This is a genomic window from Cerasicoccus maritimus, assembly GCA_031296935.1.
GTDB classification, from domain to species: Bacteria; Verrucomicrobiota; Verrucomicrobiia; order Opitutales; family Cerasicoccaceae; genus Cerasicoccus; species Cerasicoccus maritimus.
Window position 1 is genome coordinate 20,417 of the sequence record JAVDPD010000024.1, and the last position, 25,285, is coordinate 45,701.

The 25,285-nt window shown below is 57.1% G+C and carries 23 protein-coding genes; 6 read left to right on the forward strand and 17 right to left on the reverse strand.

Annotation, left to right across the window (positions count from 1 at the left end):
• The first annotated feature begins 32 nt into the window (after positions 1 to 32).
• Positions 33 to 1,184 (forward strand): Gfo/Idh/MocA family protein, encoded by a 1,152-nt coding sequence (locus RBB62_RS14510; protein ID WP_309399694.1) that lies wholly within the window; start codon positions 33 to 35, stop codon positions 1,182 to 1,184.
• Positions 1,185 to 1,203: 19 nt separating this feature from the next.
• A complete protein-coding gene (locus RBB62_RS14515; RefSeq protein ID WP_309399695.1) occupies positions 1,204 to 2,289 on the forward strand; it encodes a Gfo/Idh/MocA family protein in 1,086 nt (361 codons plus the stop codon).
• Positions 2,290 to 2,339: 50 nt separating this feature from the next.
• Here RBB62_RS14515 and RBB62_RS14520 read toward each other — a convergent pair whose 3' ends face one another.
• The 3 genes from RBB62_RS14520 to RBB62_RS14530 are packed head-to-tail and all read right to left on the reverse strand — an operon-like array spanning position 2,340 to position 5,224.
• The gene (locus tag RBB62_RS14520) at positions 2,340 to 3,197 is read right to left on the reverse strand and encodes a glutamate--tRNA ligase family protein (RefSeq protein WP_309399697.1); all 858 of its coding nucleotides are present in this window, start codon (positions 3,195 to 3,197) and stop codon (positions 2,340 to 2,342) included.
• The gene (locus RBB62_RS14525) at positions 3,197 to 4,693 is read right to left on the reverse strand and encodes a carboxypeptidase M32 (protein ID WP_309399698.1); all 1,497 of its coding nucleotides are present in this window, start codon (positions 4,691 to 4,693) and stop codon (positions 3,197 to 3,199) included. Before RBB62_RS14525 ends, RBB62_RS14520 begins: the two co-directional genes overlap by 1 nt.
• 9 nt (positions 4,694 to 4,702) lie before the next feature.
• A complete protein-coding gene (locus RBB62_RS14530) occupies positions 4,703 to 5,224 on the reverse strand; it encodes a hypothetical protein (RefSeq protein ID WP_309399699.1) in 522 nt (173 codons plus the stop codon).
• Positions 5,225 to 5,279: 55 nt separating this feature from the next.
• On the opposite strand from RBB62_RS14530, the gene RBB62_RS14535 reads away from it, so the two are divergent.
• Positions 5,280 to 5,789 carry an SRPBCC domain-containing protein gene (locus tag RBB62_RS14535; RefSeq protein ID WP_309399700.1) on the forward strand — a complete coding sequence of 170 codons (510 nt, stop codon included), beginning with the start codon at positions 5,280 to 5,282 and terminating at the stop codon, positions 5,787 to 5,789.
• Positions 5,790 to 5,858: 69 nt separating this feature from the next.
• On the opposite strand, the gene hpf is transcribed toward RBB62_RS14535, so the two are convergent.
• Positions 5,859 to 6,227 (reverse strand): ribosome hibernation-promoting factor, HPF/YfiA family, encoded by a 369-nt coding sequence (hpf, locus tag RBB62_RS14540; RefSeq protein WP_309399701.1) that lies wholly within the window; start codon positions 6,225 to 6,227, stop codon positions 5,859 to 5,861.
• A gap of 122 nt (positions 6,228 to 6,349) precedes the next feature.
• Between hpf and RBB62_RS14545 the strand changes: the two genes are divergently transcribed.
• Positions 6,350 to 7,159: an SDR family NAD(P)-dependent oxidoreductase gene (locus RBB62_RS14545; RefSeq protein ID WP_309399703.1), complete on the forward strand. Its 810-nt coding sequence runs from the start codon at positions 6,350 to 6,352 to the stop codon at positions 7,157 to 7,159.
• An 11-nt stretch (positions 7,160 to 7,170) separates the two neighbouring features.
• Complete coding sequence (locus RBB62_RS14550; protein WP_309399704.1) at positions 7,171 to 7,590, forward strand: secondary thiamine-phosphate synthase enzyme YjbQ; 420 nt, start codon at positions 7,171 to 7,173, stop codon at positions 7,588 to 7,590.
• Between the two features lie 217 nt (positions 7,591 to 7,807).
• Here RBB62_RS14550 and RBB62_RS14555 read toward each other — a convergent pair whose 3' ends face one another.
• From RBB62_RS14555 to RBB62_RS14580, 6 genes are all read right to left on the reverse strand, one after another.
• Entirely contained in the window at positions 7,808 to 8,677 is an 870-nt protein-coding gene (locus RBB62_RS14555; RefSeq protein ID WP_309399705.1) for a CsgG/HfaB family protein, read from the reverse strand.
• Positions 8,678 to 8,721: 44 nt separating this feature from the next.
• Positions 8,722 to 9,036, reverse strand: a complete 315-nt coding sequence (locus RBB62_RS14560; protein ID WP_309399706.1) for a DUF4177 domain-containing protein — start codon at positions 9,034 to 9,036, stop codon at positions 8,722 to 8,724.
• Between the two features lie 27 nt (positions 9,037 to 9,063).
• A complete protein-coding gene (locus tag RBB62_RS14565; protein WP_309399707.1) occupies positions 9,064 to 10,179 on the reverse strand; it encodes a PEGA domain-containing protein in 1,116 nt (371 codons plus the stop codon).
• Positions 10,180 to 10,225: 46 nt separating this feature from the next.
• Complete coding sequence (locus tag RBB62_RS14570) at positions 10,226 to 12,316, reverse strand: spermine/spermidine synthase domain-containing protein (RefSeq protein WP_309399708.1); 2,091 nt, start codon at positions 12,314 to 12,316, stop codon at positions 10,226 to 10,228.
• A 203-nt stretch (positions 12,317 to 12,519) separates the two neighbouring features.
• Positions 12,520 to 13,296, reverse strand: a complete 777-nt coding sequence (locus RBB62_RS14575) for a hypothetical protein (protein WP_309399709.1) — start codon at positions 13,294 to 13,296, stop codon at positions 12,520 to 12,522.
• 219 nt (positions 13,297 to 13,515) lie between these two features.
• Entirely contained in the window at positions 13,516 to 14,352 is an 837-nt protein-coding gene (locus tag RBB62_RS14580) for a PEP-CTERM sorting domain-containing protein (RefSeq protein ID WP_309399710.1), read from the reverse strand.
• 291 nt (positions 14,353 to 14,643) lie between these two features.
• Here RBB62_RS14580 and RBB62_RS14585 point away from each other — a divergent pair, with 291 nt between their 5' ends.
• Positions 14,644 to 15,516: a sugar phosphate isomerase/epimerase family protein gene (locus RBB62_RS14585; RefSeq protein ID WP_309399712.1), complete on the forward strand. Its 873-nt coding sequence runs from the start codon at positions 14,644 to 14,646 to the stop codon at positions 15,514 to 15,516.
• A 170-nt stretch (positions 15,517 to 15,686) separates the two neighbouring features.
• Here RBB62_RS14585 and RBB62_RS14590 read toward each other — a convergent pair whose 3' ends face one another.
• The 7 genes from RBB62_RS14590 to RBB62_RS14620 form a co-directional block, all read right to left on the reverse strand.
• Positions 15,687 to 16,958, reverse strand: coding sequence for a type II secretion system F family protein (locus tag RBB62_RS14590; protein ID WP_309399713.1), 1,272 nt, complete (start codon positions 16,956 to 16,958; stop codon positions 15,687 to 15,689).
• A 121-nt stretch (positions 16,959 to 17,079) separates the two neighbouring features.
• On the reverse strand, positions 17,080 to 18,774 hold the full coding sequence (locus RBB62_RS14595) for a GspE/PulE family protein (RefSeq protein WP_309399714.1): 1,695 nt from the start codon (positions 18,772 to 18,774) through the stop codon (positions 17,080 to 17,082).
• A 24-nt stretch (positions 18,775 to 18,798) separates the two neighbouring features.
• Positions 18,799 to 19,875, reverse strand: a complete 1,077-nt coding sequence (locus RBB62_RS14600; RefSeq protein WP_309399715.1) for a type IV pilus twitching motility protein PilT — start codon at positions 19,873 to 19,875, stop codon at positions 18,799 to 18,801.
• Positions 19,876 to 19,984: 109 nt separating this feature from the next.
• Positions 19,985 to 21,718, reverse strand: a complete 1,734-nt coding sequence (locus RBB62_RS14605; RefSeq protein WP_309399716.1) for a GspE/PulE family protein — start codon at positions 21,716 to 21,718, stop codon at positions 19,985 to 19,987.
• A 294-nt stretch (positions 21,719 to 22,012) separates the two neighbouring features.
• Entirely contained in the window at positions 22,013 to 22,507 is a 495-nt protein-coding gene (locus RBB62_RS14610) for an NUDIX domain-containing protein (RefSeq protein WP_309399717.1), read from the reverse strand.
• Positions 22,507 to 23,868, reverse strand: coding sequence for a hypothetical protein (locus tag RBB62_RS14615; protein ID WP_309399718.1), 1,362 nt, complete (start codon positions 23,866 to 23,868; stop codon positions 22,507 to 22,509). Before RBB62_RS14615 ends, RBB62_RS14610 begins: the two co-directional genes overlap by 1 nt.
• Positions 23,865 to 25,271, reverse strand: a complete 1,407-nt coding sequence (locus tag RBB62_RS14620; RefSeq protein ID WP_309399719.1) for a hypothetical protein — start codon at positions 25,269 to 25,271, stop codon at positions 23,865 to 23,867. Before RBB62_RS14620 ends, RBB62_RS14615 begins: the two co-directional genes overlap by 4 nt.
• Positions 25,272 to 25,285: the final 14 nt, after the last annotated feature.

A 25,285-nucleotide genomic window follows, 5' to 3' on the forward strand; every position in this document is an offset into this window, starting at 1 on the left:
CTTACAGCGAAACCTAAGACCCTCAGTTAGTCATGAAAGAAGTCAAGATAGGCATTATCGGCCTTGGTAACATGGGCTCGGCCCATGCTAAAAACATCATCGAAGGCAAAGTCCCCGGCGCTAAGTTGGCCGCGGTTTGCGACAACGACGACAAGCGTCTTGAATCCTACAAGGATCAAAAGCATTTCTCGTGCGGCGAAGAGATGATTAAGAGCGGCGAAATAGATGCCGTGATCATTGCGACGCCTCACTACTCGCACACCACGCTGGGCATCATTGCGCTGGAAGCTGGTGTTCATACCTTGGTGGAAAAACCGATCTCCGTGCATAAGGCCGACTGCGAGCGCCTGATCGCCGCGCACACGAACAAAGACGTTGTCTTCGCAGCGATGTTCAACCAACGCACCGACCCGCGTTACATCAAGCTGCGCGAGCTGATCACTTCCGGTCAACTGGGTAAGATCAACCGCGTCAACTGGATCATCACTGATTGGTTCCGCACTGCGCAATACTATGCTTCCGGCGGCTGGCGTGCTACCTGGGGTGGTGAAGGCGGCGGTGTGCTGCTCAACCAGTGCCCGCACCAGCTGGACCTCTTGCAGTGGCTCTTTGGCATGCCCGTTGAAGTACGTTCCTACTGCCAGATTGGCCGCTTCCACGACATCGAAGTGGAAGACGATGTGACGACTTATCTGAAGTATGAAAATGGCGCCACCGGCGTCTTCATTACCACCACTGGTGAAGCTCCTGGCACTAACCGCCTGGAAGTTGCCGCCGAGCAAGGCAAGGTGATCATCGAAGGCGAAGGTATTAAGTGGACTCGCAACGAAAAGCAGAGCACCGAATTCTCGAATGAAACAGACCAAGGTTTCGCCAAGCCGTCGACATGGGAAATTTCCATTCCGACTCAGGGGTTTGGCGAGCAGCACATCGGCATCATGAAGAACTTCGTCGACGCGATCCTCAATGGTGCCGAGCTGATTGCTCCGGCCGCTGAAGGCATCAACTCCGTTGAGCTCGCCAACAGCATGCTCTACTCGAGCTTCACCGATACGACGCTCAAGCTGCCGCTCGATGGCGAAGCTTACGAAGCGCACTTGAAGAAGCTCATCGCTGAGTCGACTCACGTGAAAGAGGTGAAAGAGACTGGTCCGGCCAATCTCGCTGGCACCTACGGCAACTAACTTTGTATCGCAAAGCATCATGTCTAAAGACGGAATGAATTACGCGCCCACGGCGGCCAAGCCCAAGCCGGTCGTCGAAAAGGGCGAGTATGTCATCGCTGCGACGCACCTCGACCACGGTCACATCATGGGCGAGGTCAATGGCCTCACCGAGGCGGGCGCGGTGTTGAAATACATCTACGAACCAAATCCAGCAGTCAATCAGGACAAGATCGATGTCTTTCTCAAGGACCACCCGGAAGCCAAGGTCGTCGACTCGCTCGACGCGATTCTGGAAGATGACTCGGTCCATATGGTCGCCGCCGCTGCAATTCCGAACTTGCGTGGTCCGTTGGGCTGCAAGGTCATGGAAGCTGGCAAGGACTACCTGACGGACAAGTGCCCCTTCACCACGCTTGAGCAGCTCGCTACGGCTCGCGAAGTCGCCGCGCGCACCGGCCAGAAGTACATGGTTTACTACTCCGAGCGCGTGCACGTGGAGTCGGCTTGGTATGTTGACCAATTGATCCAAGACGGTGCCATCGGCGACATCGTCCACATGGAAATCTTCGGTCCGCACAGCCTCAACAAGCCGAGCCGTCCTGAGTGGTTCTTCGACAAGGAGCAATACGGCGGCATCCTGACGGACATCGCTTCGCACCAGTTCGACCAGTTCCTACACTACACACGCCAGAAGAGCGGCGAAGTCGTGCATGCCCGCGTGGATAACCTGCACAACCAGGACACACCGGGCTTGGAAGACATCGGTGAAGCCGTGCTCAAGCTCGACAACGGCGTTTCCTGCTTCTCACGCGTCAATTGGTTCTCGCCGAAGGGCGCGCGTGGTTGGGGCGACGGTCGCAGCTTCATCACCGGCACGAAGGGCACCATCGAAATTCGGAAGTATTTCGACAACGGTCGTTCGAACGAAGGCAACATCATCATCCTGTGTGACCAGGAAGGTGATCAGGAACTGCGCGTCACCGGTGAGGTTGGTTTCCCATTCTTCGGCCAGTTGATTCTCGATAGCCTGAACCGCACGGAAAACGCCATGACGCAGGAGCACGCGTTCCTTGCATCAGAGCTTTCTATGCGAGCGCAGAAGATTGCCGAAGCGAATCGCTAGGCTGCATCACAAAGTTTTTTCGAAGGGCGGCTCGTGTTGAGTCGCCCTTTTTATGCTTGTAGATCGGAGGCTGTCTTGCCGCTTTCGCGCAGGGCTTGTAGGCTAAGGCTCTCGCTGCGCTTGGCGAGGCGTTGGCCGCTCTCATCGCGCACGAGTGGGCAGTGGTAAAACGCTGGAGGCTTGGCACTCAGTGCGCGGTAGATGAGTAGTTGCCGGGCAGTCGAGCGGAGCAGGTCCGCGCCGCGCACGACCTCGGTGATGCCCATTGCGATGTCGTCCACGACGACGGCGAGCTCATAGGCGGGAACGCCGTCCCGGCGCCATACGAGGAAGTCGCCGAAGTCTTCGCCGGCCGTGAAGCTTTGCGTTGCAAAGTATCCGTCTTCGAAGGTGATGACCTCGCCGTCGGGCACGCGGAAACGCCAGTTGAAATCGCCGGGCTCAGTCGCGTCTTGGCCAATGCCTTTTTCCGGCCGCCAAGACTCAGGGAAAATTGCTTCACTGTCTTGCTCGTCTTCGTTGATGGGGGACTGCCGGGCGAAGCCGGACTCGGTCGCTTCTCGCAGTTGCTTGCGTGAATGCGTGCTTGGGTAAATCCAGCCTCCGTTTTTCAAGCGGTGCCACGCATCGAGGTAGCGCTCGGTACGCTGGCTTTGTTGGTAGGGCGCATTTGGTCCGCCGATGTCGGGTCCGGCATCCCAATTAAGACCCAGCCAGCGCAGGTCTTTCATTGCGCCCTGAGAGAACTCAGCTTTGCATCGCAAAGTATCGATGTCTTCGTCGCGGTAGATGAGGACGCCGTTGGCTTCACGGGCACGCTTCCAAGCAGTATGAAACGTGCGTGCGTGGCCCAGGTGTAAACGCCCGGTAGGGGTGGGTGCTAGGCGTCCGATGTAGTCGCCTACCATTAGCCAACTCCGTAAAGCGCGCCGTAGCGTTCTTGCAGATAGGCGATGAGTGGGGCGGGTGAGATTTCCTCGCCAATGGACTGGCGGATGAGTTCGCGTGTGCCAAAACGTTTGCCGTGGCGGTGGACCTTGTCGCGGAGCCAGTTTAGCAGCGCGCTGAAGTCGCCGGTGGCGAATTCGGTTTGCAGGTTGGGCAAGTCGGCATTGGCGGCGTTCCAAAGCTGCGCGGCGAGCACGTTGCCCAATGCATAGCTCGGGAAGTAGCCAAAGAAGCCTTCGGACCAGTGGACGTCTTGCAGGCAGCCTTGAGCGAAGGTTTCCGGCGTGAAGCCCAGCAGGTCTTGGCTGAGCTCGTTCCACGCGGCCGGGACGCCAGCTACATCGAGGTCGCCCGCAAAGAGCGCGCGCTCGATTTCGAAGCGCAGGATGACGTGCAAGTTATAAGTCACCTCATCGGCATCGACACGGATCGGCTGGCGCTGTACGGCGTTGATCGCCAGGCGGAGGTCTTCCGAGGAGACGTCCTTCAACTGCGCGGCAAAGACTTCGCGGTAGCGCGGCTCGTAGAAGGTCCAGAAGGCTTCGCTGCGCGCGACCTGGTTTTCCCACATGCGGCTTTGCGATTCGTGGACGCCCATGCCGATGGCTTCGCTGAGCGGCAGGCCGAAGCAGCCCGGGTTGCCGATGCGGAGCCCTTGCTCATACATTCCGTGGCCGGCTTCGTGGATGGCGCTGAACAGCGAGTCGAGCGGGTTGTCCGGGAAGAAGCGCGTGGTTAGGCGGGTGTCCCAGCTGCTGCCACCGCAGAACGGGTGGATGGCTGTATCGAGGCGGCCGTGGTTGAAGTCGAAGCCGATGCGCTCAAGGACTTCGCGCAGGAAGGTTTCCTGTTGATCGACGGGGAAGCCTTTGAAAATCGAAACGTCGGCCTGGCGCGGGGCGGCGAGGACGGCCTCGGCTAAGTCGCGCAGCGGCGTGCGCATCTCATTGAAAAGATCGGTGAACACCGCCGAGGTCATACCGGGGTCGAAACGGTCGATCCAGTAGTCGTAGGCATTGTCAGCGCAGCCCAGGTAACCAGCCTCCTCGCGGGCGAGGTCCAGCTGTTTTTGGAGCATGGGAGCGAACTGGGAGAAATCGCTGTTTTTGCGAGCCTCGGTCCAGGCGTGGTAGCCAGCGCTGGCGGCTTCAGTTTTGCGGCGGACAAAGTCGGCGGGGAGCTTGGCGGCGCGGTCGTACTCGCGGCGGGTTTCGCGGACTACGCAGGCGGCGTCGGGATCGAGCTCCGCGCCTTCCAGTTCGGTGAGCCATTGGGCGATTTCCGGGCGGGTAAACTCGCGGTGGATGACCTCAGCTAGCGCGGCGTTTTGCTGTGCGCGGAGCTCGGCGGCGCCGGGCGGGAGATTGACCTGCTCATCCCAGCCGAGAATGCCAGATGTGGCGTCGAGCAGGGCGGTGTTTTTTAGGGCGGCGGTGAGCTTGGCGTAGGTTTCCATGGTGATCAATTAATCCAGGTAGTCCTCGATTTCGTAAACAGTCTCGTCTTTGCGGGGGCCTTTCAAGCGCTGGAGCAACTTTTTGCCCCTGCCGTCAACGACGCTCATCGGGTCGGCGTCGAGGTCGTCGCCGTATTCTTCCTCCAGCTTGTCGGGGTCTTCGCCGCGTTCGAGGCGGGCCGCCATTTCGCGCAGTGCTGGGGGCAGGGCTTCACCGGTGACTTCGCCCACCTTGCGCATGAGGTGGCCGAGCTGCTCCGGGCTGACGTTATTCTCATCCATGCTCTGAAATTCGCGCTCCAGCTCGTTGATGGCCTGTTCGTAGCGCGGGTCGTCGTATTTGGAGTCATCGAGCGCGGGGTCGCCCTCCACGCCGAATGCTTTGACGAATGAAAATTGCGAAACCTGCTTCTGCATGGGCCACTCGGGGTTGTCCGGGCAGCGGGGCGTCTTGCCCGCGTGTTTGAGGCTACGGGCGTAAAAAGTGTATTGGGTGTGGTTTTCCGGGCAGTAAAACTCGTAAAAAGGCATGGTGGGATTGATTAATGGACCGTGTTCGCGGTTGCGAGCGGCAAAAATATCTACAATGTATTGGTGGACATTCTTTCAAGCTGAATCGTTCACCGCCGCCATGATCCTACGAGACTGCATCGACATCGAGCTGCCCCCAGAGCCGGTTTGGGAGATGCTGCGCTATGCCGAGTACATGGAGCTGTGGAACCCGAAATGCGTGAGCTGCCCCAGCTTGGGGCGTGAGCTGCGGCAAGGAGACCGCTTTGTGGCGACGTTTAAAATGAGCCGCGAGCAGGTGACGGATGTTGAGGTGCGCGCGCTGGAGCCGTTTCAACGTTTGGCGCTGCGGCACTTTCCGCGGGAAATGGGCGGGCACGTGGATGAAATTTACACGCTGGAAGTCCGAAAAAACGGGCGGGCTACGCGGGTGCGCCAGGTGGTGGATATGCGGCAGGCGGGTTTTCCGAAGTGGGTTGTCCCGATTATCTGGTTGATCAACGTACTGGGCCGCAAAAAAGGAATTGGCCCGCTGGAGGGCCTGCGCGATGCGGCGATTGCCCAGGCCAAGTTGGGCGACGCGTAGTTTTCCTGAATAAAAAAGGCCCGCCGGTATAACGACGGGCCATGAATTCGCTGGGAATAGTTGCGTAGGTCAGGCGACTTCCACTTTTGGAAGGTCGGCAGGGATCTCGACGCCGTGCTTGTTCTTGCGCTTCACCTTCATGAGGCGTGCGCGGCGGCGCAGCTTGCGGTCGAGTTTGTTGATCATGCCGTCGATCGACTTATAGAGATCGTCGCTGGAGTCGGAAACGACCATGGGAGGGCCGTTGATTTCGATGTGTCCTTTCGCAATGAATTCATCCTGGTTGCCCTTGTGACTGTTGGTCTCGAGCTCCACGCGAAGTCGAATAATGCGCTCTTCGTGGATAAAGAGTTTCTCAGCCTTTTCCTTCACAATTCGCTTCAGCGAATCCGTGAGATCGAGGTGAACGCCGCTTATGATGACTTCTTTGGTATTCATTGGCATTTTCCGTTTGTGGTTCTTTGGTTTTCGCTCCAGTAAAGGAGCACTGATAAAATTACTCTACGCAATCAGGCTGTGTCTGAACTCTTAGACTAGGCCTAGAACGCAAGGTTCCCTGCATGAACAACGATAGCTTATCCCGTGCCGTACAAAAATATACCGCCGTCATTGTGACGGGCGGTTCTTCTGGAATTGGTCGTGGTCTCATTGATGCGATTGCAAAATTAAACCCGTCCGCCAAGATATGCAACATTTCTCGGTCGGAACCGGAAAATAATTTCGCTGAAGGCGTACTCACCCACGTGGCCGCCGACCTCTCTCAGCCTTCCGCCGTGGCTGACGCTGGGGTGAAGGTTTTGGAGTGGCTCAAGCTCAACGCCGGGGCCGGCCAAGTGCTGCTCGTAAATAACAGCGGGGTAGGCGCTTATGGACTTGCGCAGGATATCCCGGTGGACAAGCAGCTCATGGTGGTCGACCTCAATGTCCGCGCAGTGGTCCACCTGACACAGCTGCTCTTGCCGCAGCTTTTGGAGCGCGGCGGCACGGTCATGACGATTGCTTCCACGGCGGCTTTTCAGCCCACGCCGGTGCTGTCGGTTTATGGCGCTACGAAGAGCTTTGTCTTCAACTGGAGCCAGGCCTTGGGTAATGACCTCAAGGATACTAAGGTGAATACGATTGTCGTTTGTCCGGGGCCGACGGAGACCAATTTCTTCAAGGCTGCGGGCTTTGGCGACAACCCTCCGGGCATGACGAGCACGCAACTCGTTGTCGATACGTGCCTTGCCGCGATCGAGAAGCAACAGAAGCACGTGATTGCCGGATTCATGAACAAATTGATGTGCTTTTTCTCCCAGCACCTGCCGCGCACCTTCCTGACGAACGAGGCGGGCAAATTAATGCGCAAAATACGCAATCCCGATGGGTAATTCCGTGCAGAATGCCTAATTTTACCCAGACGATCACACTGCGGACCAGTGGGCGCCGCACTTACGAAATTTCCAGCGACATAGCAGCCGCCCTGCGCCAATCCGGCCTGCAGGCGGGCACGGTGACGGTTTTCTGTCAGCACACCAGCTGTAGCCTCGTGATCATGGAGAACGCCGACCCGTCAGCGCGTGCGGACCTGCATTACTTCATGGACAAACTCGTCCCCGAGGACGACCCAAACTATACGCACACGCTCGAAGGCCCGGACGACATGACGAGCCACATCAAAATGGCCCTCACGCGTACGTCCGAGGTGATTCCGTTTGTTGACGGCCGGTTGTGCCTTGGCACGTGGCAAGGCGTCTTCCTCTGGGAGCATCGCGACATGCAGCATTCCCGGCGGATCGTGCTCTCGTTTAACGGGGAGTAGCAAGTAGCACAGGCGGGAAACCTGCGCTACTTCGTTTTATGTTGGTCGAGTTATGGAGTGCGCCAGCCCTCTGGCGCTTTAGAATTTTGCGGGAGCTCAAATAGAATCCACACAGCTACGTTTTGCTCCAGATACCAACCGGGTTGAAAATGCTGAAAGCGCCAGAGGGCTGGCGCACTCCATAAAGCAGACTGTGCTTTAGGTTAAACTCTCTCTCTTATTCCACCCGTACGATGTGGCCGCGCTCGACGCCGTTGTCATCTTGGAGGATGGCAATAGTCAGGCGTTCGTCCTGGCGGAGGATGTGGGCTGTGCCGAGGAAGACTTCTTCCTGGCCGAGGGATTCGCCGGTGTCGGGGTCAGTCATTTCTTCGCCGACCGCGTAAATGCTCATGGTCTTCCCATCATGATTAAATCCGTGGGCCGAGCCCTTGTTGATGGTGATCTGCTTGCCGGTCTTGGCGACGACTTTGGCGGGGAAAAGATCGGCTGTAATTTGGACGGCGATGTCGGCGGCCACGACTTGGGCGACCTCGTTGAAGAGGACGTTGTTCAAGCTGCCTTCGCGCAGGCCGTAGGAGAAATAATTATCCGTGCGGGAGCTGTCGACGGTAGTGCTGCTGCTGGCGGTGAGGGCTCCAGTGCTGGAATCGTAGAGCTTAGCGTCGGCGGTTAGGTAAACGATGTTGCGGGTCTGGTCGCGGCCGATGGCGCTGAAGTGCGCCTTCTCCTGCACGGCGGTGAAATTGGTCACGTTGACCACGAGCACGTATTGCGCGCCTGCGATTTTACCTTGGGCAGCGGCGGTGTCGGGGTCTAGGTTGCCAGACTGGCCGAGGGTCTGCTCATCGATGAGGGACTTCATGTCCGTGCGGCTGATGACGGCGAATTTACCCGTCTCGCCAAAGGCACTGCCGAGGCTGGACTGGAGCGAGGCGACAAACTGTGGCAGCGCGGCGCGGTCGGCGGAGCTCTCGCTCTGCAGGGCGGTGTTTACCTGCACCGGCGGGATCGCCAACGTGGGCTTGGCGGCGTGGGAAAGGGCAGCGGACGCCACGAGGGCGAGTAGGGCAAAGATCGGTTTCATAGTCGGTTTAACGACGCCAAGCCGGCGTTTATTCGAAAGAATTTTTATTGGGGCGCGATTTGTTTGGGGCGTTTGAAAACGTAGGAGTAGGACACGTTTTGGTTGCGGTCCTGATTCGTGGAAAACCCAACCAACTCCCAGCCTTGCTTGCCGAAATCATTGAGCCGTTTTTCACTGAGCTGCTGGTAATACTCGGTCTTGTATTCCCACTGGATTCTGGTCGGTATCGCGTTGACCGAGCCCGTGACGGGCACGACGGCTGGCGCGGACTCGCCATCTTTTATCGTCACCTTAGCGGGAAGCGAGGGTGCCAGCACGGTGGCGGTCATCAGGCAAATGAATGGAATCAGCTTTTTCATGTTGTTCAAACGATTCGAAAGCACGTTTTATTCGACAACTTCGAGGGGGACCGGGAAGGGGTTGCCCCACAAGCTGTTTTGGTAAATGAAGCTCGGTGCCTGGTTCGTGTCCACACGGAAACCGCTCTGGCGCAGCGCCTCGGCTTTGCCGCGAATTTCCTCCGCTTCGGCGTCGGTCAATTGGCGGTCATTTTGCAGGGCTTGCAGGAATTCACTCATCTCCTGCCACTGCTGGAGGCCGTCGGCGGAGAAGTTCAGCTGCGCCACGAGCACAAAGCCGTCGTAGAGATTCACGTTGCGCTCCCAGGAGCTGAAGCCGTCGCGGGTGAGGCGCAGTTGGTGGAGCCCCGGGCGGGCTTGGAAGGTGCCCGGCGCGCTGCCGAGGACGACGCCATCGAGCTCGACATTGACGCCAATTGCCTCGATGGGAAATTTCTCCGCAGACAGCGTCACGACGTTGTCCTCGTCGATGATCACGTTGGGCACCGCGATGTCCTGCAGGCGCGGCGTGATCGCAAATCCGACCGGTGCGGCGGGTTCCGGGGCGACTGGAATGTTGCCCAGACCAGCTTCTTCCTTGGCGTTCTCCGCGATGAGCGCGGCGGCATCGGTGATCAGGCCGTTGAGCAAATCTGTGTCGACAATCTCGATGTTTTCATCGTCGCGGAGTGTTTCGGAAACGGAAATTTCCTCGCCGACGAGGCCCGCGCCGCCACTGGCTTCCAGCAGGCCGTAGGAGACGCGCAGAGTGTAGGTGGTGTTGGCCGTGGCGATGTCGTAGCCACGGTATTTCACGTTGCGTTGGCCGTAGGAGACGATGTTGGCGACCAGCAGGTAATCCGCGCCCAAGGTCTGCGCCAGGCGAAGGGCCGAGGAGCTTGTGGCCAGCGCGCGACCGAGGTCTTCCACGCTCGGATCTTGCGCGAGGGAATTCGCCACCTCTTGCCGACTGATGACATTGAAGCCCTGACCATTGAGGTTGGCCGCGAGGAGTGACTCCAGGGCGTTGGCTTTGCTGGCGAGCTCGACGCCTGCCAGATTGTTGACGAAAACCGCGGTTTTACGCCCTTCGGTTTGCCCCCAAACAGAGCTGGTAGCGAGTAACGCGATGAGGACCCAGAAACGAAAGATCGGATTGGACATGAATCACAGCGTATTGATCTTCACGCCGGACGCAAGGATAGGGAGTTTAAACTTTTACTGCTGAATTTGCCGTGGCTTTCTCTTCGCGCAGGTAAAGGAGGAAGGCGATCAGGTAGAATGTCAGCACTAACAGGTAGAGCGCCTTGAAGCCGGTGAGCATGTTGATGTATTCGAGCAGTCCTCCGCAGAGAGCGCCGATAACATTCCAGCCGAGGCCGGAAGCAACATCTGTGCGCCCTTTGAAGACCGCCGCAAAGCAGGCGCCAGCAAAGAAAAATGGCGCGCCAATGAAGACGATGGATCCCGCAAGCTTGAGCCCGGTGGAGACGCCCAGCAAGGCGCTGAGCGGTGCCAGGTAAAGCGCGGCCAGAGTGAGGAACAGTAAGATGAAGCAGGCCTTTTCGTTGAATGGCTTGTAGGCGAATACCAGCGTGCTGATCAGCAAGAGTAGCAGAATCGAGGCAAAGGCGATGGAATTCGTCATCCAGGTATTACCCCATAGCAGGCCAATTTCAGTGACGGATTTCGTGTTGAGCAGCAGGAAGGCCGCGCCAAAGAGGAACATGGGCGCATCGAAGGTTCGTAGGAGGCCTTTTTGTCCGGGCTCACGTGGCGTGGCGATTACGAAGAGCACGATGGAAATGAAGAGCACAACGGCGATCATCTTCAGGTAAAACGGGCTGATCCCGCGTTCCGTTACGTAGAGGTAAGGCCAGTCGTCGGTGGGGATGTCGAGCTTGGTGTTGGTGGTGAGATCGAGGTATTGTTGGGTCTGCTGTTTGCGCATCTCGGGCGCCACGTGGGCAAAGGCCGGGCCAGCCATAAAGGACTGGTTAAAGAGTCGGAATTCGCCCGCATTGATAACGGGAAACTCTCCAAAGGTCTCTGTGATCATCGCGATGATTTTGCTGCTGATGTGGGCATCAGAGACCATGAAGTGTAAGATCAAGCCGCCGTCATCTGCGAGGAGTCGCTTGGCGGATTCGATGGATTCACGGGTGTAAACAAAGTTGTCCAGGCGCACATTGGAGAGCGCGGACAGGCGGGTCATCGAGTCGAGGGTGCCGAAGATGATAACGTCATATTTTTCCTGACTGTGGTTGAGGAAAGAGCGGGCGTCTTCGGTGTGTGGCGTCACGCGCGGGTCGCTGTATGGTTGGTCCGGGTGGAGCTCCCTACCATAAGCGAGAATCTGCGGATCTATTTCCACGGCGTCAATGTGATCGACCCCGAGCATGAGCAGCATGGATACGTCGTTACCAGTGCCAGCACCTAGGACTAGCGCGCGCTTCGGCTTTTGCTTCAGCAAGCTGTAAGGATACTGGAATCCAGCGAATGCCTTGTCAGCATACGCGGAGCTGACGCCCTCTGTGCGCTGTAGGGGGAGCATTACTTGGTGTAGTGAGCCGTTGGTGAGCACCGGACGCCCGAGCACCTGCCCGTTGTCTGCGTTTTGCTCATAAGTTTGCAGAGCATAGTAGGGGCTGTAGGCATCTGCGGTTTCAGCCTTTATAACCACCAGCACGATCACCGCAACCAGCGCCGCGTAGATGCCTTGCTTCGCATACTGGCGGTGTAGGAGCAGTGCGACCGGTGTCATGGCCAGTGTGAACCAAAGCCAAGGAAACGTCTGCCAAAGCGAGAGCAGGGTAAACAGGACCACGCCGATCAGTGAGCCCCCAAGGTCGAACGCATAGCCAATAAGCGTCTGGTTGGCTTTCTGGCACTCATCGAGAATTTTGCCCACGGCCTGACCCAACGGCATAAAGACGATGGCAACGAGTAGGAAAATGATACCAAGTGGCGCCAGGATGTTGTTGATGACGGGGGCGTCCTCGGGGAGGTTGTAATATAGCAGCCAAAAGTGCTCGCTGCTGCCCTTGGCGGTGAAGGCTATGTGGCTGCCCAGGCTCACGAGAACGGTCAGCAGCAGCAGGCCGACGGGGAACAACCAAAACAGCGAACGCTTCGACTGGCGCAGGCAGCCCAAGCCCATGCCGAAAAAGGCGGCAATGAGCACCAGGTTGGGAAAATAGGCGGCTATGCGAATTTGCGCTGCGATCCAACGGATTAGCGTAAGTTCGAGCATGAGCACCGAAAACGTAAGTAATAGCAGGGTGAGCTGGCGTTGCTTCATTGTAAAGTGATGACGTTCAATTTAATGAAGGGGTCAACGTCTATGCTCAATTGACCGATTGGTCTAACTGAATTTTGACAGCCTTTGACATATCTTCGACTGCTCCAATCAAATGCCTGCAAGGAGGAATTTGCCTTCTCGGGCTACGGCTGTCTGCCAAAAGGTTTGCCGTGCAAAAATCTGCCGGTCCAGCGGAATGCTGGCTAGCTTTTGCCGCCGCGGATGAGGCGGGAGACGGCCTTGGAGCCAGCTTCCTTGCGGGCTTGGTCAAGGGCCTTGCGCAGGTGTTTGGGATCGCGTTTTTCAGCGGGGCCGATGTCATCCAGGCTGGTGGGTAAATCTTCGTCTGGCTCGCCGTAGTCGTGCTCGTCGGGCTCCTCGATCACAGGTGCTTTTTGAATGCGGAAAGGGGGCTTGCTCTTGGGCTTGGATGGTGCGGATTCAGCAATCGGCTCGGGATCTTCAGGGGACACGCCGGAAGTCGTTGGCTGGGAGGGGCCGCGACCCACGAGGGCAGCACCGGTCGGCCCGAATTTCAATGCTTGTGGCTTGGTTTCTTCGATCGGCGTTTCGGCCTTGGGCTGCTTGGTGACTGTGCCTACGCCGAGATCATCTTCGTCTTCGGTAAAACGCGAGTAGCGACTCTGGGCGATGCGGGCAGATTCAGGCGCGCCACCGCCATTGAGCTCCAGTTCGGCGAGGCGGAATTCCAGCTTGAGGACTTTGTTGCGGACTTCGGCGTAATCGCCGCTCCCGCCACCTTTGGCGTTGACGACAAACTCCACGACGAAAGGAGCACAGGCTAGCACCGCGCCACTGACAATGGAAATTACGACCCAGGCCATCGCCAAGGGCGATAGCGGAGCGCCTTGCGAGAAGGCCAGCGCAATGCCGGTTCCGACGAGGAGTACATCGCCTAACCAGAACGGCCACTTCGGAATGTGGCGTTTTGGTGTCGGCAGGAAAGAGTCACTGGGCATGCAGGTTGAATAAGTCCTCCACTTCACACATGGCAATGATTTTCCCAACCTGCGTCCCGCTGGACAGACACTTTTAGGCAACGTGCAGTTGCATCCATTGGTTTGTGATTGGGGTAAATGCTGGAGAGGCATTTCTGCTGAAGACGAATTTCTATATGCAAAAATCACCAGTGGCAGCATGCCCACTGGTGATCTGGTGCAACGAGATGTGAGAAAAGTTTATTTGCGGCGGCGGATGTAAAGCAGGCCGAGCGTCGCGGTGCCGAGCAGCATGGCATAGTGGCCGGGCTCGGGAACCGTAGCTGGCGTGACATCGGCCCAGCTCGTGCCCACACGAATTTCGTCCACGTTAAAGCCGGGTGTTGCCGAGTATTGTTTGTCCAGCAGAAGGGTCGCAATGTCTGCGGCGTAGCCACCGGCATCTGAGAGGGTTACCGTTGGCGCGGTTTCTGTGCCGAAGCTGGAGCTGTCCGGGTTCACCCAGAGGCTGCCAGAGCCGCTTAGTCCACCCTCGGGGGTGTAGGCGACGACTATGAAGTAGGTCGTGTTGGCCAGATACTCGGTGGTGTCGACCACGGCTCCGCCGCCGATGCCTTTATTGGAGGCATCAAAGCCAATATTAAAGGCGCTGGAATTGTCGGCGTCCAGGGCAACGCTGAATGCGCCCACTTGCTTGGTGGTCCCGGTGCTCAGTGTTAATATCGGGCCGTTGGTGCTGGATGTCGCAAGGCTGGACAGGTCGGTAAGTTCGAACAGGAACGAATAATAGACGGTGTCGCCAGTTGAGCTGCCGGTGGGGGTGAAGCTGAGCCCGTAGGTTACATTACCACCCGCCGTGAGGCTGAACTTGTTGTCTTGAGATGGCTCTAAGCCGCTGGGGGAGGTTAACGAGCCACTGGTCACTGCATCAGTGCTGGAGGAGCCCGCGAGGATTGGCATGTTGCTGGGAACCGTAGTGCCAGCAATGTCGTCAAAGGGTTCGTAGGCGAGGAGCACACCGTGGCTCTGTGATGCGCCGAAAGCGAGGAGTGAAAGGATACTGATGTAGGTTTTCATGATGCTGGTGTTAGGGGTGAACTAGGGCTGGCAAGCCTTTGATTTCTGTGTCTACGTATTTTTCAGTTTAGCCTATCCGTTCCCTGTTGGTGGACAAATCTATAGAGATTCACTGCTCATGGCAACGCATACACTTTTCTGTGTGCACGTATGTTTAGGGCACTTTCATCTAACTTGGCCGATTAGGGCGCAGTGATTTTTCAGAAACTGTTTAGCTTTTCAACTGTCATAAATTCTATAGCCTTACCCCTTTGGCGCATTCGCGCATCCGTATCGAATTTCCCATAAACCATGAATCCTTTAGCCTTGTTTGCCAAGAAGCGTGCGCAGTCCCGGCAATCCCGCTTGGCGATCCACACCATTTCGCTCGATGTGAAAGGGGTGGAGAATAAGTTGCGTGCAATTTCTGAAGCTGGTTTTGCTGGTGTCTCCTTGTGGCGTCAGGATGTGATGGAGAAGGGGCCGACTGAGATTCGTAAATTGCTCAAGGAATACAATCTCGCACCGGCGTCCTATTGTCGGGGTGGCTTCTTTGCCGCCGAGGATCCTAATGAGCGTCGCTCGGCGATTTATGACACCGAGCGTTGCATTGACGAGGCGGAGGCCATCGGCGCCTCCGCTGTGTTGATCATCCCGGGCGCCGATCCACATCAGTCCTTGGAGGTTAGTCGCCAGCAGGTGTGTGAAGCGCTGGAAAAACTCATCCCGTATGCCGAGAAGAAGCATGTGCGCTTGGCGCTCGAAGCCCAGCACCCAATGCAGGCGGATGAACGCGGCTGCATCAACACCCTGCGCGAAGCCAATGACCTCGTGGAGCAACTGGGGTCGACTTATCTTGGTGTTTGTGTGGACGCCTACCAGCAGTGGTGGGACTCCACGCTTGGCGATGAAATTGCCCGCGCTGGGGAGAATGATAAACTTTTTTGCTACCACGTGGCTGATTGGAAAACGCCGACGGTGGACTTCCTCAACGACCGTGGCATTCCGGGCGAGGGCTGCATCGAGCTGCGCCGCATCACGCAGCAGATGGAAGACGCTGGCTACGATGGCCTGATCGAGGTCGAAGTCTTTTCCAATCGTTGGTCGCAGGACAATCCCGGCCATTTCCTCAACGAGGTAAAGTTCGCCTGCCGCGACTACCTGGAGTCACCGGCGCAGCAGTAGTCTCGTTGCCGAATTTTTAGAGATAACAGAAAGATCGGGAAGACCGGAACGTTGTATGGGCGAGGCCCATGCTTCCCGTTCTTCCTGTTTCATAACGCCCCCCCAAGCGCGCACAAAAAAGCCCGGTCCTTGGTGAACCGGGCTTTTCGTTGAAATGGTTTTCGGAACCTTTAGGTGAGGTTTTGAATGATGGAGATAATCGGCAGGAACAGCGCGATAACGATGGTGCCGACGATGACCGCGAGGAAGATAATCATGATTGGCTCGATGATGGAGGTGATCGAGTTCACGGCGTTGTCCACGTCTTCGTCGTAGTTGTCCGCAATGCGGTTAAGCATTTCGGCGAGCTCACCAGTTTCTTCACCGACGTCGATCATACTGGTGACCATGGTTGGGAAGATCTTCTGCTGCTCGAGCGGGGTGGCGAGGCTTTCACCGTCACGCACGCGGTCGTGCACCTTGTTGAGCGCCGCGGCGATGCGGCTGTTGCCGATGACGTCGCGGGTAATATTCAAGGATTGCAGGATCGGCACACCGGAAGAGAGCAGGGTGCCGAAGGTGCGGGTAAAGCGGGAGATCGCGGCCTTGCTGACGAGCTCACCCACCTTTGGAGTGTTGAGCGCGAGCCAGTCTTTGGCTTTTTGCCCGGGACCGGTGCCGATCAGGAAGCGGAAGACAAAGAAGAGGACGACGAACGCGCCGAACTTGATAAGGCCGTCCACGAAGCCCGTGGGCTTCACCAGGTTACCTGCGCCAATAACGAATTCCGTCAACGCTGGCATAGATTTGCCCTTGAGCATCGTTTCGAAAATTTCCTGGAACTTCGGCACGATGAACATGAGCAGACCCATCACAATGATGAACGCGACCGAGATAATAACGATCGGGTAAATCATGGCGGACTTGATCTTCTTGCGGGTCTTCAGGTCCTTTTCCATGAATTTCGCCAAACGGGTCAGCACGACGTCAAGCACGCCACCAGCCTCACCGGCCTTGATCATGTTGACGAAGAGTGGCTTGAAAATCTTGGGGTGCTGGGCGAGGCCGTCCGAGAAGTTGTTACCAGAGCGGACGTTGTCGGCAATTTGCACGAGCACGTCCTTAAAGCGCGGATTCTTCTCCTGTCGAATCATCACCTCAAGGCTACGCAGCAGTGGCAGGCCTGCTTGGAGCAGGGTGGCCATCTGGCGGGTGAAGATTGTGAGCTCTTCCTGATTGATCACAGCGCCGAAGCTAAAGCCGCCCCCCTTCTTTCCACTGCTTTGGGAGGCGCTGGTGGCTCGACGGGACTTTTTTCCTGAGTCGGCTTGCTTGGAAATGTTGCTGACCATCAGCCCCATACCCGAAAGCTTGCTCTGTGCATCATCTTCAGAGGCTGCGTCGATAGAGCCAGTTTTTTGTTTTCCGGATGGATCGATTGCGGTGTAGCTGAATTTGGCCATGGGGTCTTAAGCAGGTGTCAGATATTAGAAAGCGTTTAAATTGCGGTTCAGGTGAAGAAGAGACAATGCAAATTTACGCGTTTGAGGCGCGTAAATTTGGAAAATGCGGCATTTCGGGCCGTTAGGTATACTTTAACACTTCCTCGATGGTGGTTGCGCCGTCAAAAATTGCACGTAGCCCATCATCGCGCAAAGTGCGCATCCCTTGTTCTAGGGCTTTTTGCTTCAGCACGAGTGTTGGCGCCTTCTCAGTGATGAGGTCGCGGATGCTGTCAGTGATCATCATCATCTCAAAGAGACCTTGACGACCGCGGTAACCGGTTTGGCTACACTCGGCGCAACCCTTGCCGTAGTAGAATTGCTTGTCGGCGATTTCAAGCGGGTCGATGCCGAGGACGTCGATCAGCTCGGCGTCGGGCTCGTAGGCGGTGCGGCAGCTAGGGCAGATGCGGCGCACGAGGCGCTGGCCAAGGACGCCTTCGAGCGAGGCGGAAATGAGGAACGGCTCGAGGCCCATGTCGATCATACGGGTCACGGCGCCGGGGGCGTCGTTGGTGTGGAGCGTGGAGAGCACCACGTGACCAGTGAGCGATGCCTGCACCGCGATCTGGGCGGTTTCGAGGTCACGAATCTCACCGACCATGATCTTGTCCGGGTCTTGACGCAGGAAGGAGCGCAGCGTGGCGGCGAAGTTGAGGCCCACTGCGTGGTTAATGGCCACCTGCATGATGCCGTCGATCTCGTACTCCACGGGGTCTTCGGCGGTGAGGATCTTGGTGTCGACCTTGTTCACTTCGCGCAGCGCGGAGTAAAGCGTGGTCGTCTTGCCAGAACCGGTCGGGCCAGTGACAATGAAAATGCCGTTCGGGCGGGCCACCAAGCCACGGATCGACTGCATGATGTCGTCCGGCATGGAGAGATTTTCCAGGTCGAGGTTGACCACGGACTTGTCCAGAACGCGCAAAACCACCGATTCGCCGAACTGCGTGGGCAGGGTCGATACGCGAAGGTCAACCGGGCGGCCGGCGATGGTCATTTTAATACGACCGTCCTGCGGGATACGGCGCTCCGCGATATTCAGGCTGGAAAGCACCTTGATACGGGAAATGACCGGGATCGCCAGGTTGGAGGGCGGGGGGGCCATTTCATACAGCGCGCCGTCAATACGGTAACGGATGCGGAACTGCGTTTCGAAGGGCTCAAAGTGGATGTCGGACGCCTTGTCGCGGATGGCCTGCTGGAGCACGAGGTTCACGAAACGAATAATCGGCGTTTCGTTGGCCATGTTGGTTAGCTCGCTGGCGGAGATTTCGCCGCTGGTGTCGATCTCCGCTTCGGAGGAGCGGATTTCGTCGAGCAGGTCGTCGATGGAGGAGTCTTCGCTGCCGTAGTGCTGGACAATGAGGTTATCCAGGCTATCGGGATCGGTGACGACGAGGTTGACGTCCTTGCTGAGTGAGAACGTGAGGTCGTCAATGATGCTATTGTTAAAGGGGTCTTTGGCGAGGAGGTCGATGGAGTGGTCGTCCACGCGCAGCGGGAGCACGGCATACATGCGGGCCACGGACGGCTTCACGGACTCCACGATGTCCTGTTCGATGCGCTCGGGGAGCGTGTCCAGGTATTCGTATTGCAGGTAGTCGGCGACGAGCTGGAGCAACTCTTCGCGCTGGATGAGCTCGGAGTCGATGGCTTCCTCGGCGAGGGCCTTGCCAGTGTTGATGTGCGCCTGGTTCAGGTCGTCCAGTTGGGGGGCGTCGATCAGGTCGCTCTCCTGCAGGATCTCGTAAATGGTGTCGTTGTGGTCTTCAAACATGGGTAAGCAACAAAAGAGGCGATGTTAACGTTGCTGCGCGGCCATTGAGGCGACTTTCTGGCGCATTTCGTCGGGCAATTGAGATTTTTCGATGCAGGTTTCGCCCGTAATGAACCCGCGGTTGAAAAGGCTGAGGAGGTGGGCGTCGAGGGAGATCATTCCCAGGTTGGCCCCCGTTTGGATGTCGGAATTGATGCGGTAGGTCTTGTTTTCGCGGATGAGCGCGGAAATCGAGTCCGTGGTGACCATGATTTCGTAGCTGGCGATGCGGCCACCGCCAATTTTTCGGCAGAGCACCTGCGAAATGACCGAAACGATGGACGAGGCTAACTGCGTGCGGATCTGGTCCTTGGTTTCGGCCGGGAAGGCGTCGACAATACGGTCAACCGTGCGCGCGGCCCCGGTGGTGTGCAGGGTGCCGAAGACGAGGTGACCAGTTTCCGCCGCGGAGACCGCCGCTTCAATGGTCTCCAGGTCGCGCATTTCCCCGACGAGAATGATGTCCGGGTCTTGGCGAAGTGCGCCGCGGATGGCGTCGGCAAAACTGGGCACGTCCACGCCGACTTCGCGCTGGGTGACGATGCAGCGTTTGTGGTCGTGGTAGTATTCGATCGGGTCTTCGATCGTGATAATGTGGCCGTCGATGTTCTCGTTGATCCAGTTGATCATCGAGGCCAGCGTGGTGGACTTACCGGAGCCGGTCGGGCCGGTCACGAGGATGAGTCCGCGCGGGCGGGTGAGGAGGTCTTTTACTTTGTCGGGCAGGCCAATCTCACGCAGGCCGAACAGCTTGTTCGGAATTTGGCGGAGCACCATGCCGTAGTTGCCCTTGGCTTTCATGACCGACACGCGGAAGCGCGCCTTGTCCATAAAGGCAAAACCGAAGTCGGCGCCACCAATGGTTTTGAGCTTTTGCTGGTGGGCGTCCGAAGTGATGGCCTCCATGAGCGCCTCGGTGTCTTGAGGCTCCAGGTCGGGGCCATCGACGGGCACCATCGAGCCGCCAGTGCGCAGGGTGGGGGGCTGGCCGACTTGAATGTGGAGGTCCGATGCGCCTTCGTCGCACATCAGATTGAGCAATTCATTCATTTCGTAGCTCATGGGCGTCCTTTGGAATTCAAAATTATAAATGCAAAATGCAAAAAATTAACCGTAGCCATTCTGGCGCCTGTTCTGTTTTTGAATTTTGAATTCTGCATTTTGCATTTCTTTAGCTCATGTCGCCCACGGTCACGTGGAGGACTTCCTCAATGGTGGTCATGCCCGCGGCGACCTTGCGGAAGCCGTCCTCGCGCATGGAACGCATGCCTGCTTCGCGCGCTTTGGTGCGCAGCTCCACGAGGTTGCGGCCTTCGTAAATCATCTGCTGAACTTCCTCGGTGACGACGAAGAACTCGAAGATGCCCATACGGCCCTTGCAGCCAGTGTGGTTACACTTCGGGCAACCTTCGCCGTGGAAGAACTCAATCTCGCTGAGCTGCTGCTCGGGGATGCCCATGGCGTTGACTTCATGGACTTCCGGCAGATATGGCTTCTTGCAGTTCAGGCAAATGCGGCGCACGAGGCGCTGGGCCAATGCACCGCGCAGAGCGGCTGAAATCAGGAACGGCTTCACGCCAATATTCTGCAAGCGGGTCACGGCGCTCGGCGCATCGTTGGTGTGCAGGGTGGAGAATACCATGTGGCCGGTCAGCGACGCGTTAATCGCGATTTCCGCCGTTTCCAAGTCACGAATTTCCCCGACCATGATGATATTCGGCGCTTGGCGGAGCATTGAGCGCAGCGCTGCGGCGAAGGTCATGCCCACGTCCTTGCGGACTTGCACCTGGTTGATGCCCGTCATCTGATACTCAACCGGGTCTTCCACCGTGATGATCTTGCGGTCCGGGTGGTTGACGTAATTCAGTGCGGAATAAAGCGTGGTCGACTTACCCGAACCGGTTGGCCCGGTGACCAGGAACACGCCGTCTGGCATCGCGATGATCTTCTCGAAATTGGCTTGGTCGTCCGAGAAGAAACCTAGCTGCGGCAAGCCGAGGTTCAGGCCTTCCTTGTCAAGAATACGCATGACGATGGACTCGCCGTAAACCGTGGGCAGCACGGACACGCGAAGGTCGATTTCCTTGCCCGAGGCGCGCATTTGAATACGACCATCCTGCGGGATGCGTTTTTCGGCGATGGACACGTTGGCCATCAGCTTGATGCGGGAAATAATGGCAGGCTGTAGGCGCTTGGGCGGGTTTTCCACCTCCACCAGACGCCCGTCAATGCGGTAGCGGACGCGGAAACGCTTTTCCAGCGGCTCCATATGGATGTCCGACCCGCGACGCTTGATGGCCTCCGTGATGATCATGTGCACATAGCGGATGATCGGCGCGGCCTCTTCGTCGGTGTTGTCCTCATCGCCGGTGGGCAGCTCGACGTTTACATCGTCGTCGCCCAGCACGTCTTTGTAGAGGCTGTCCATGCCTTCGAGGCCAGATGCTTCGGGCGAATCGTAATAATTCTCGATCGCCTTGGAGATTTGCTCCGGGGTCGTCAGGCGCGTGTTGACGCTCATTTTCAGCACGTGGCTGAGGGAGTCGATCGAGTCAACGTCGAGCGGGTCGCAGGTGGCGAGCTCCAGCGTGTTACCATCGACTTCAATCGGGAACACATGGTAGCGGGCTGCCATTTCGCGGCTGACCAGCTCCAGCGCTTCATGGGAAACGCGGATGTCGTTCAAGTCGATGGTCTCCATGTTGAATTCCTCGGCGAGGGCTTCAACAATTTGTTGGTGAGAGCAGGTGCCGCTGGCCACGATCATCTCAATGGCTTCGCCATCAAGGTTTTCGGGTGGCTCTTCTTGGGCGCCAGCTTCGGCCAACGCCTGGTCGACGGTGTCCGCGTCCACGAGGCCGCGGTCCTGCATGAGTTGGAGAACAAAATCGTCAGCGGAAGTCACAAGGTATAAGAGATTAAAGTCGTTGAAATGTTGGGCAAGCCCCGAAGTTTCTCCTTTACGGGCTTGGTGTAAAGGAGGAAATGCCCCGAAGTCCTTATCACTTGGCAGTTTCTAGCGCACGGGCAAAGTTGATATCAAGCTTCTACCCTAGATTTAAGCAGTGATCGGGATTAGGCGGAAGTCGGAGGACGGAGGTCGGATATCGGAAGTCAGCAATCGGTAGTTTGAAATTCAGATCAGATCGCCGATCTCCGACTTCCGACCTCAGATTACAGACCTCCGCCCTCCGTCTTCTCACGCTCCCTTCAAAACCGCCGCTAAGCGATCAACCAGCGGCCATTGAGATTCCTTAAGCCGGCGCTTGGCCTCGGCGACGGGGACCATTTCCGCACGGTCCACCTCCGGAATCAGCATCCTTTTGCCGGATTTGGGCGGCCATTCGATGGCGATTTCGTTGCTGACGGGCACACGGCCCTCGGCCCAATCCCCGCGAAACGCCCAGGCGTGCACCACCTTGCCGCCTTTTTGCGTAATGGTGTCCAGCGGCCAGAAAATGACGTTACAGTCACTCGCTGCCGGTGGTTCGAGCCCGGTTTCTTCGAAAAACTCCCGTCGAGCGACTTCAAGCAGGTCGGTTTCGTCCTTTTCGGGCTCCCCCTTGGGGATCGACCAATGGCCGGCGTCTTTCTTTTGAAAATACGGCCCACCAGGGTGCGCCACGAGCACGCGCAGCTCGTCGCCCGAGTCGTCATACATGAGTAGTCCCGCAGAAATGCGCTTTTTCGCCATTACTCCGCACGTTCAAACGTCCGCGGCTCCAGGTCAAAGCGAATGTGATAGGTCGGCTCTTCTTGGTATCGCTCGGCGATGAATTTGGATTTGGCTTGGCTGTCTGGATCGTCGAGGCGCGATGGATATGAATTGCCGCCGTTGTCGATGAAATCGATGCCCACAGAATACAGAACCGCCCGTTCTGCATCGTAACGGATGGGCTGGCCATCAAACGGGTCCGCCGGGATGCTTGGAATGTATGCGGGGACGAGGTCACTCAGTTTTGTTGGCAGGCTTTGATGGTCCATTTGGTAGAGGCGCAGCGCGGCGAGCAGGTAAGTGACGCGGGATACCAGTTCGATTTTGTAGAGGTTCCTGGTGGCGCCATCCAGTGTGGGGATGCAGAGGAGCAGCGCGATGTGTCCGGTGATGTTGGAATCGAGATATTTCGTCAGCGTGTCTTGTGACTTTTTATCGGCGAGTTGCTGTAGGCGCTCCATTGCTGGATACTCATGGTCCTTGAGGGGAAGGCTTAGCTGTTGCTGGTGCTCGAGGAAGATCTGGTAAGCCCAATTGATGGTGGCGTTGGGTTTATATAGAGCTGATGCGAGGGGCTTTAACGCCGTTTTCTCGCTGGATGCGGTGTCATAGATCGATGCTGGGTCTTGAGTGAGATCCGTGAAAGCGCCTTTCGCTAGTTGAAACTCGTAAGTTGCGCTATTGGCTGCGGCGGCAAGGAGTCGTCCATGTTCGGGATAATTTTTCAGGAACTCCGATAGGCTCTCACGCGAGAGCGGGTAGTTGCTGATTAAGTATTGGATCTCCTGCGAGGTAAAGTTGAGCATTCCAGCTGAGATGATCGTATTAAAAATGCCGCCCCCGGCTTGAGATAGCCTTTCGATTTTCGCCAATTGGTCTTGTAGTGTTTTCAACGCGGCGTCCGGATCGCCATCGATTGCTTGCTGGCGACTCTTGAGACAGACCGCAAAGTTATACAGCGTCATTGTCTTCGTCTCGGTGAAGACCGTCTGAAGGTTTACCTTCTGATCGTAGAGGAAGAGTTCACGACCGAAGGCATCATCTATCAACTGAATGGTCGGCTCGTATTCTTGGAGCCGCGCAGCGAGCTCTACCTGGGGAAGGGCAGGATAGGCGACAAACGGGTTGACGTTGAGTCCGCTTATCGCGCTGAAATCGTATTCGTCAGCAATCTCCTGTAGCCGCGTATATCCGTTGATCGACGCGTCCTTCGGGCCGATTTCGATGTCCATGCTGGAGTAGTCCAGTGGTGCTTCGTCGTGGGTTGCCCAGATGACAACGCCCGAGATGAGCATTAGCGCGCAGATGCCGAGAATGATGAGGGTGGAGCGAAGCTTCATGGTTGTTGTTCGGTCGGGGCTGGCTCGACGGGCGCACGTTCAAACGTCCGCGGCTCCAGGTCAAAGCGAATGTGGTAGGTGGGCTCTTCTTCGTCTTCCTCGGCTATTTCTTCATAGTCAATGGACTGCTCGTAATCGGGATGGGCGTAATCCAGGCGAGAGAGGTAGGCGCTACCGCCGTCGTCCACGCCATCCTCGCCAACTGAGTAAATGATCGCGCGCTTGGCGTCGTAGCGTAGCGGCTGGTCATCGTAGGGATCGAGCGGCACGGCGTCGATGTAATCCGGGACGAGTGCGTCCAGCGTGGGCGGCAGGGCGCCGTGTTCCATCTCGTAAAGCCTTATCGCGAGCATGAGGTAGACGTATTCGGACTCAATATCGCAATGGAGCAGGCGATATGGCATCTTGTCTATGATGGGCAAGAGCATGCCGGCTGACATTTCGCCCACCACGTTGCCGCCGATTATCATCCGGGGGATGGAGCGTCTTTCAGGAAAGGCTTCAACGCGCTCATCAACCGGTAGAGTGGTGTTTTTCAGTAACTGGTTGGAGTAAGCAAAAAAGATGTTTTTGGTGGTGTTCGGCTTGTAGACCAAAGAGATGAGTGCGTTTGGCAAGTATTCCAATTCGTCGATACAGTATTTCAGTCCTTGGGGATCATTCTCCAGCTGATCAAGCGAACTCATGGCTAATTGAAATTCCCATTTTATCGCGGCAGGTAAGCCATGGGTCAGTTGGCCGCGCAGCGGATAGTTTTGTAGTGCGTTTTTGAGGGCTGCCTTTGAGGGTTGGCTGTGAGATAGCAGGTAGGTGAGCTCCTCGTTCGTTAATCGTGCGCCGGCTGTGGCGGATAGCAAAATCACCAGACCGCCATGAGAATTGGCGAGGCGCTTGATTTCCTGGTCTAGTTGGAGAAGAGTTTCCAGGGCGCCATCGGGATCGCCGTTTATAGTCAGGAGTCGGGCTTTCAAGCAGTTGACTCTAACGTAGCTCAAGTATTCCCCGACGCCCTTGATGTTGAAGTTGATATCGGGCGCTTCGTCGCTTTGAAAATGCTCAAGCGCGAATGCTTCTCGGATCGGTTCGTTATTACTTAGGTTGATGTCGACGAGCGTTTGCTGGTCGTCTTGATTCAATAGATAGGGCTCAAAGGCGAACGGCGAAAGCTCGGGAGGGCTGCCATCCTCCAAGCGTTCTTTTAGTTTGCTCATGTCAAACTCCAGCGAATCGCCAATCTCCTGCAGCCGCGTATACCCGTTAACGGACGCGTCCTTCGGGCCGATCTCGATGGCCATGCTGGAGTAGTCCAGCGGCGCTTCGTCGTGGGTTGCCCAGATGACGATGCCCACGATGAGCATCAGCACGCAGATGCCGAGAATGATGAGGGTGGAGCGGAGCTTCATGGGAGAGTGGTGTC

Bases quoted from the DNA above. Each gene is read 5' to 3' on its own strand.
- RBB62_RS14510 (WP_309399694.1), top strand. From the start codon at position 33: ATGAAAGAAGTCAAGATAGGCATTATCGGCCTTGGTAACATGGGCTCG.
- RBB62_RS14515 (WP_309399695.1), top strand. From the start codon at position 1,204: ATGTCTAAAGACGGAATGAATTACGCGCCCACGGCGGCCAAGCCCAAG.
- RBB62_RS14520 (WP_309399697.1), bottom strand. From the start codon at position 3,197: ATGGTAGGCGACTACATCGGACGCCTAGCACCCACCCCTACCGGGCGT.
- RBB62_RS14525 (WP_309399698.1), bottom strand. From the start codon at position 4,693: ATGGAAACCTACGCCAAGCTCACCGCCGCCCTAAAAAACACCGCCCTG.
- RBB62_RS14530 (WP_309399699.1), bottom strand. From the start codon at position 5,224: ATGCCTTTTTACGAGTTTTACTGCCCGGAAAACCACACCCAATACACT.
- RBB62_RS14535 (WP_309399700.1), top strand. From the start codon at position 5,280: ATGTATTGGTGGACATTCTTTCAAGCTGAATCGTTCACCGCCGCCATG.
- hpf (WP_309399701.1), bottom strand. From the start codon at position 6,227: ATGAATACCAAAGAAGTCATCATAAGCGGCGTTCACCTCGATCTCACG.
- RBB62_RS14545 (WP_309399703.1), top strand. From the start codon at position 6,350: ATGAACAACGATAGCTTATCCCGTGCCGTACAAAAATATACCGCCGTC.
- RBB62_RS14550 (WP_309399704.1), top strand. From the start codon at position 7,171: ATGCCTAATTTTACCCAGACGATCACACTGCGGACCAGTGGGCGCCGC.
- RBB62_RS14555 (WP_309399705.1), bottom strand. From the start codon at position 8,677: ATGAAACCGATCTTTGCCCTACTCGCCCTCGTGGCGTCCGCTGCCCTT.
- RBB62_RS14560 (WP_309399706.1), bottom strand. From the start codon at position 9,036: ATGAAAAAGCTGATTCCATTCATTTGCCTGATGACCGCCACCGTGCTG.
- RBB62_RS14565 (WP_309399707.1), bottom strand. From the start codon at position 10,179: ATGTCCAATCCGATCTTTCGTTTCTGGGTCCTCATCGCGTTACTCGCT.
- RBB62_RS14570 (WP_309399708.1), bottom strand. From the start codon at position 12,316: ATGAAGCAACGCCAGCTCACCCTGCTATTACTTACGTTTTCGGTGCTC.
- RBB62_RS14575 (WP_309399709.1), bottom strand. From the start codon at position 13,296: ATGCCCAGTGACTCTTTCCTGCCGACACCAAAACGCCACATTCCGAAG.
- RBB62_RS14580 (WP_309399710.1), bottom strand. From the start codon at position 14,352: ATGAAAACCTACATCAGTATCCTTTCACTCCTCGCTTTCGGCGCATCA.
- RBB62_RS14585 (WP_309399712.1), top strand. From the start codon at position 14,644: ATGAATCCTTTAGCCTTGTTTGCCAAGAAGCGTGCGCAGTCCCGGCAA.
- RBB62_RS14590 (WP_309399713.1), bottom strand. From the start codon at position 16,958: ATGGCCAAATTCAGCTACACCGCAATCGATCCATCCGGAAAACAAAAA.
- RBB62_RS14595 (WP_309399714.1), bottom strand. From the start codon at position 18,774: ATGTTTGAAGACCACAACGACACCATTTACGAGATCCTGCAGGAGAGC.
- RBB62_RS14600 (WP_309399715.1), bottom strand. From the start codon at position 19,875: ATGAGCTACGAAATGAATGAATTGCTCAATCTGATGTGCGACGAAGGC.
- RBB62_RS14610 (WP_309399717.1), bottom strand. From the start codon at position 22,507: ATGGCGAAAAAGCGCATTTCTGCGGGACTACTCATGTATGACGACTCG.
- RBB62_RS14615 (WP_309399718.1), bottom strand. From the start codon at position 23,868: ATGAAGCTTCGCTCCACCCTCATCATTCTCGGCATCTGCGCGCTAATG.
- RBB62_RS14620 (WP_309399719.1), bottom strand. From the start codon at position 25,271: ATGAAGCTCCGCTCCACCCTCATCATTCTCGGCATCTGCGTGCTGATG.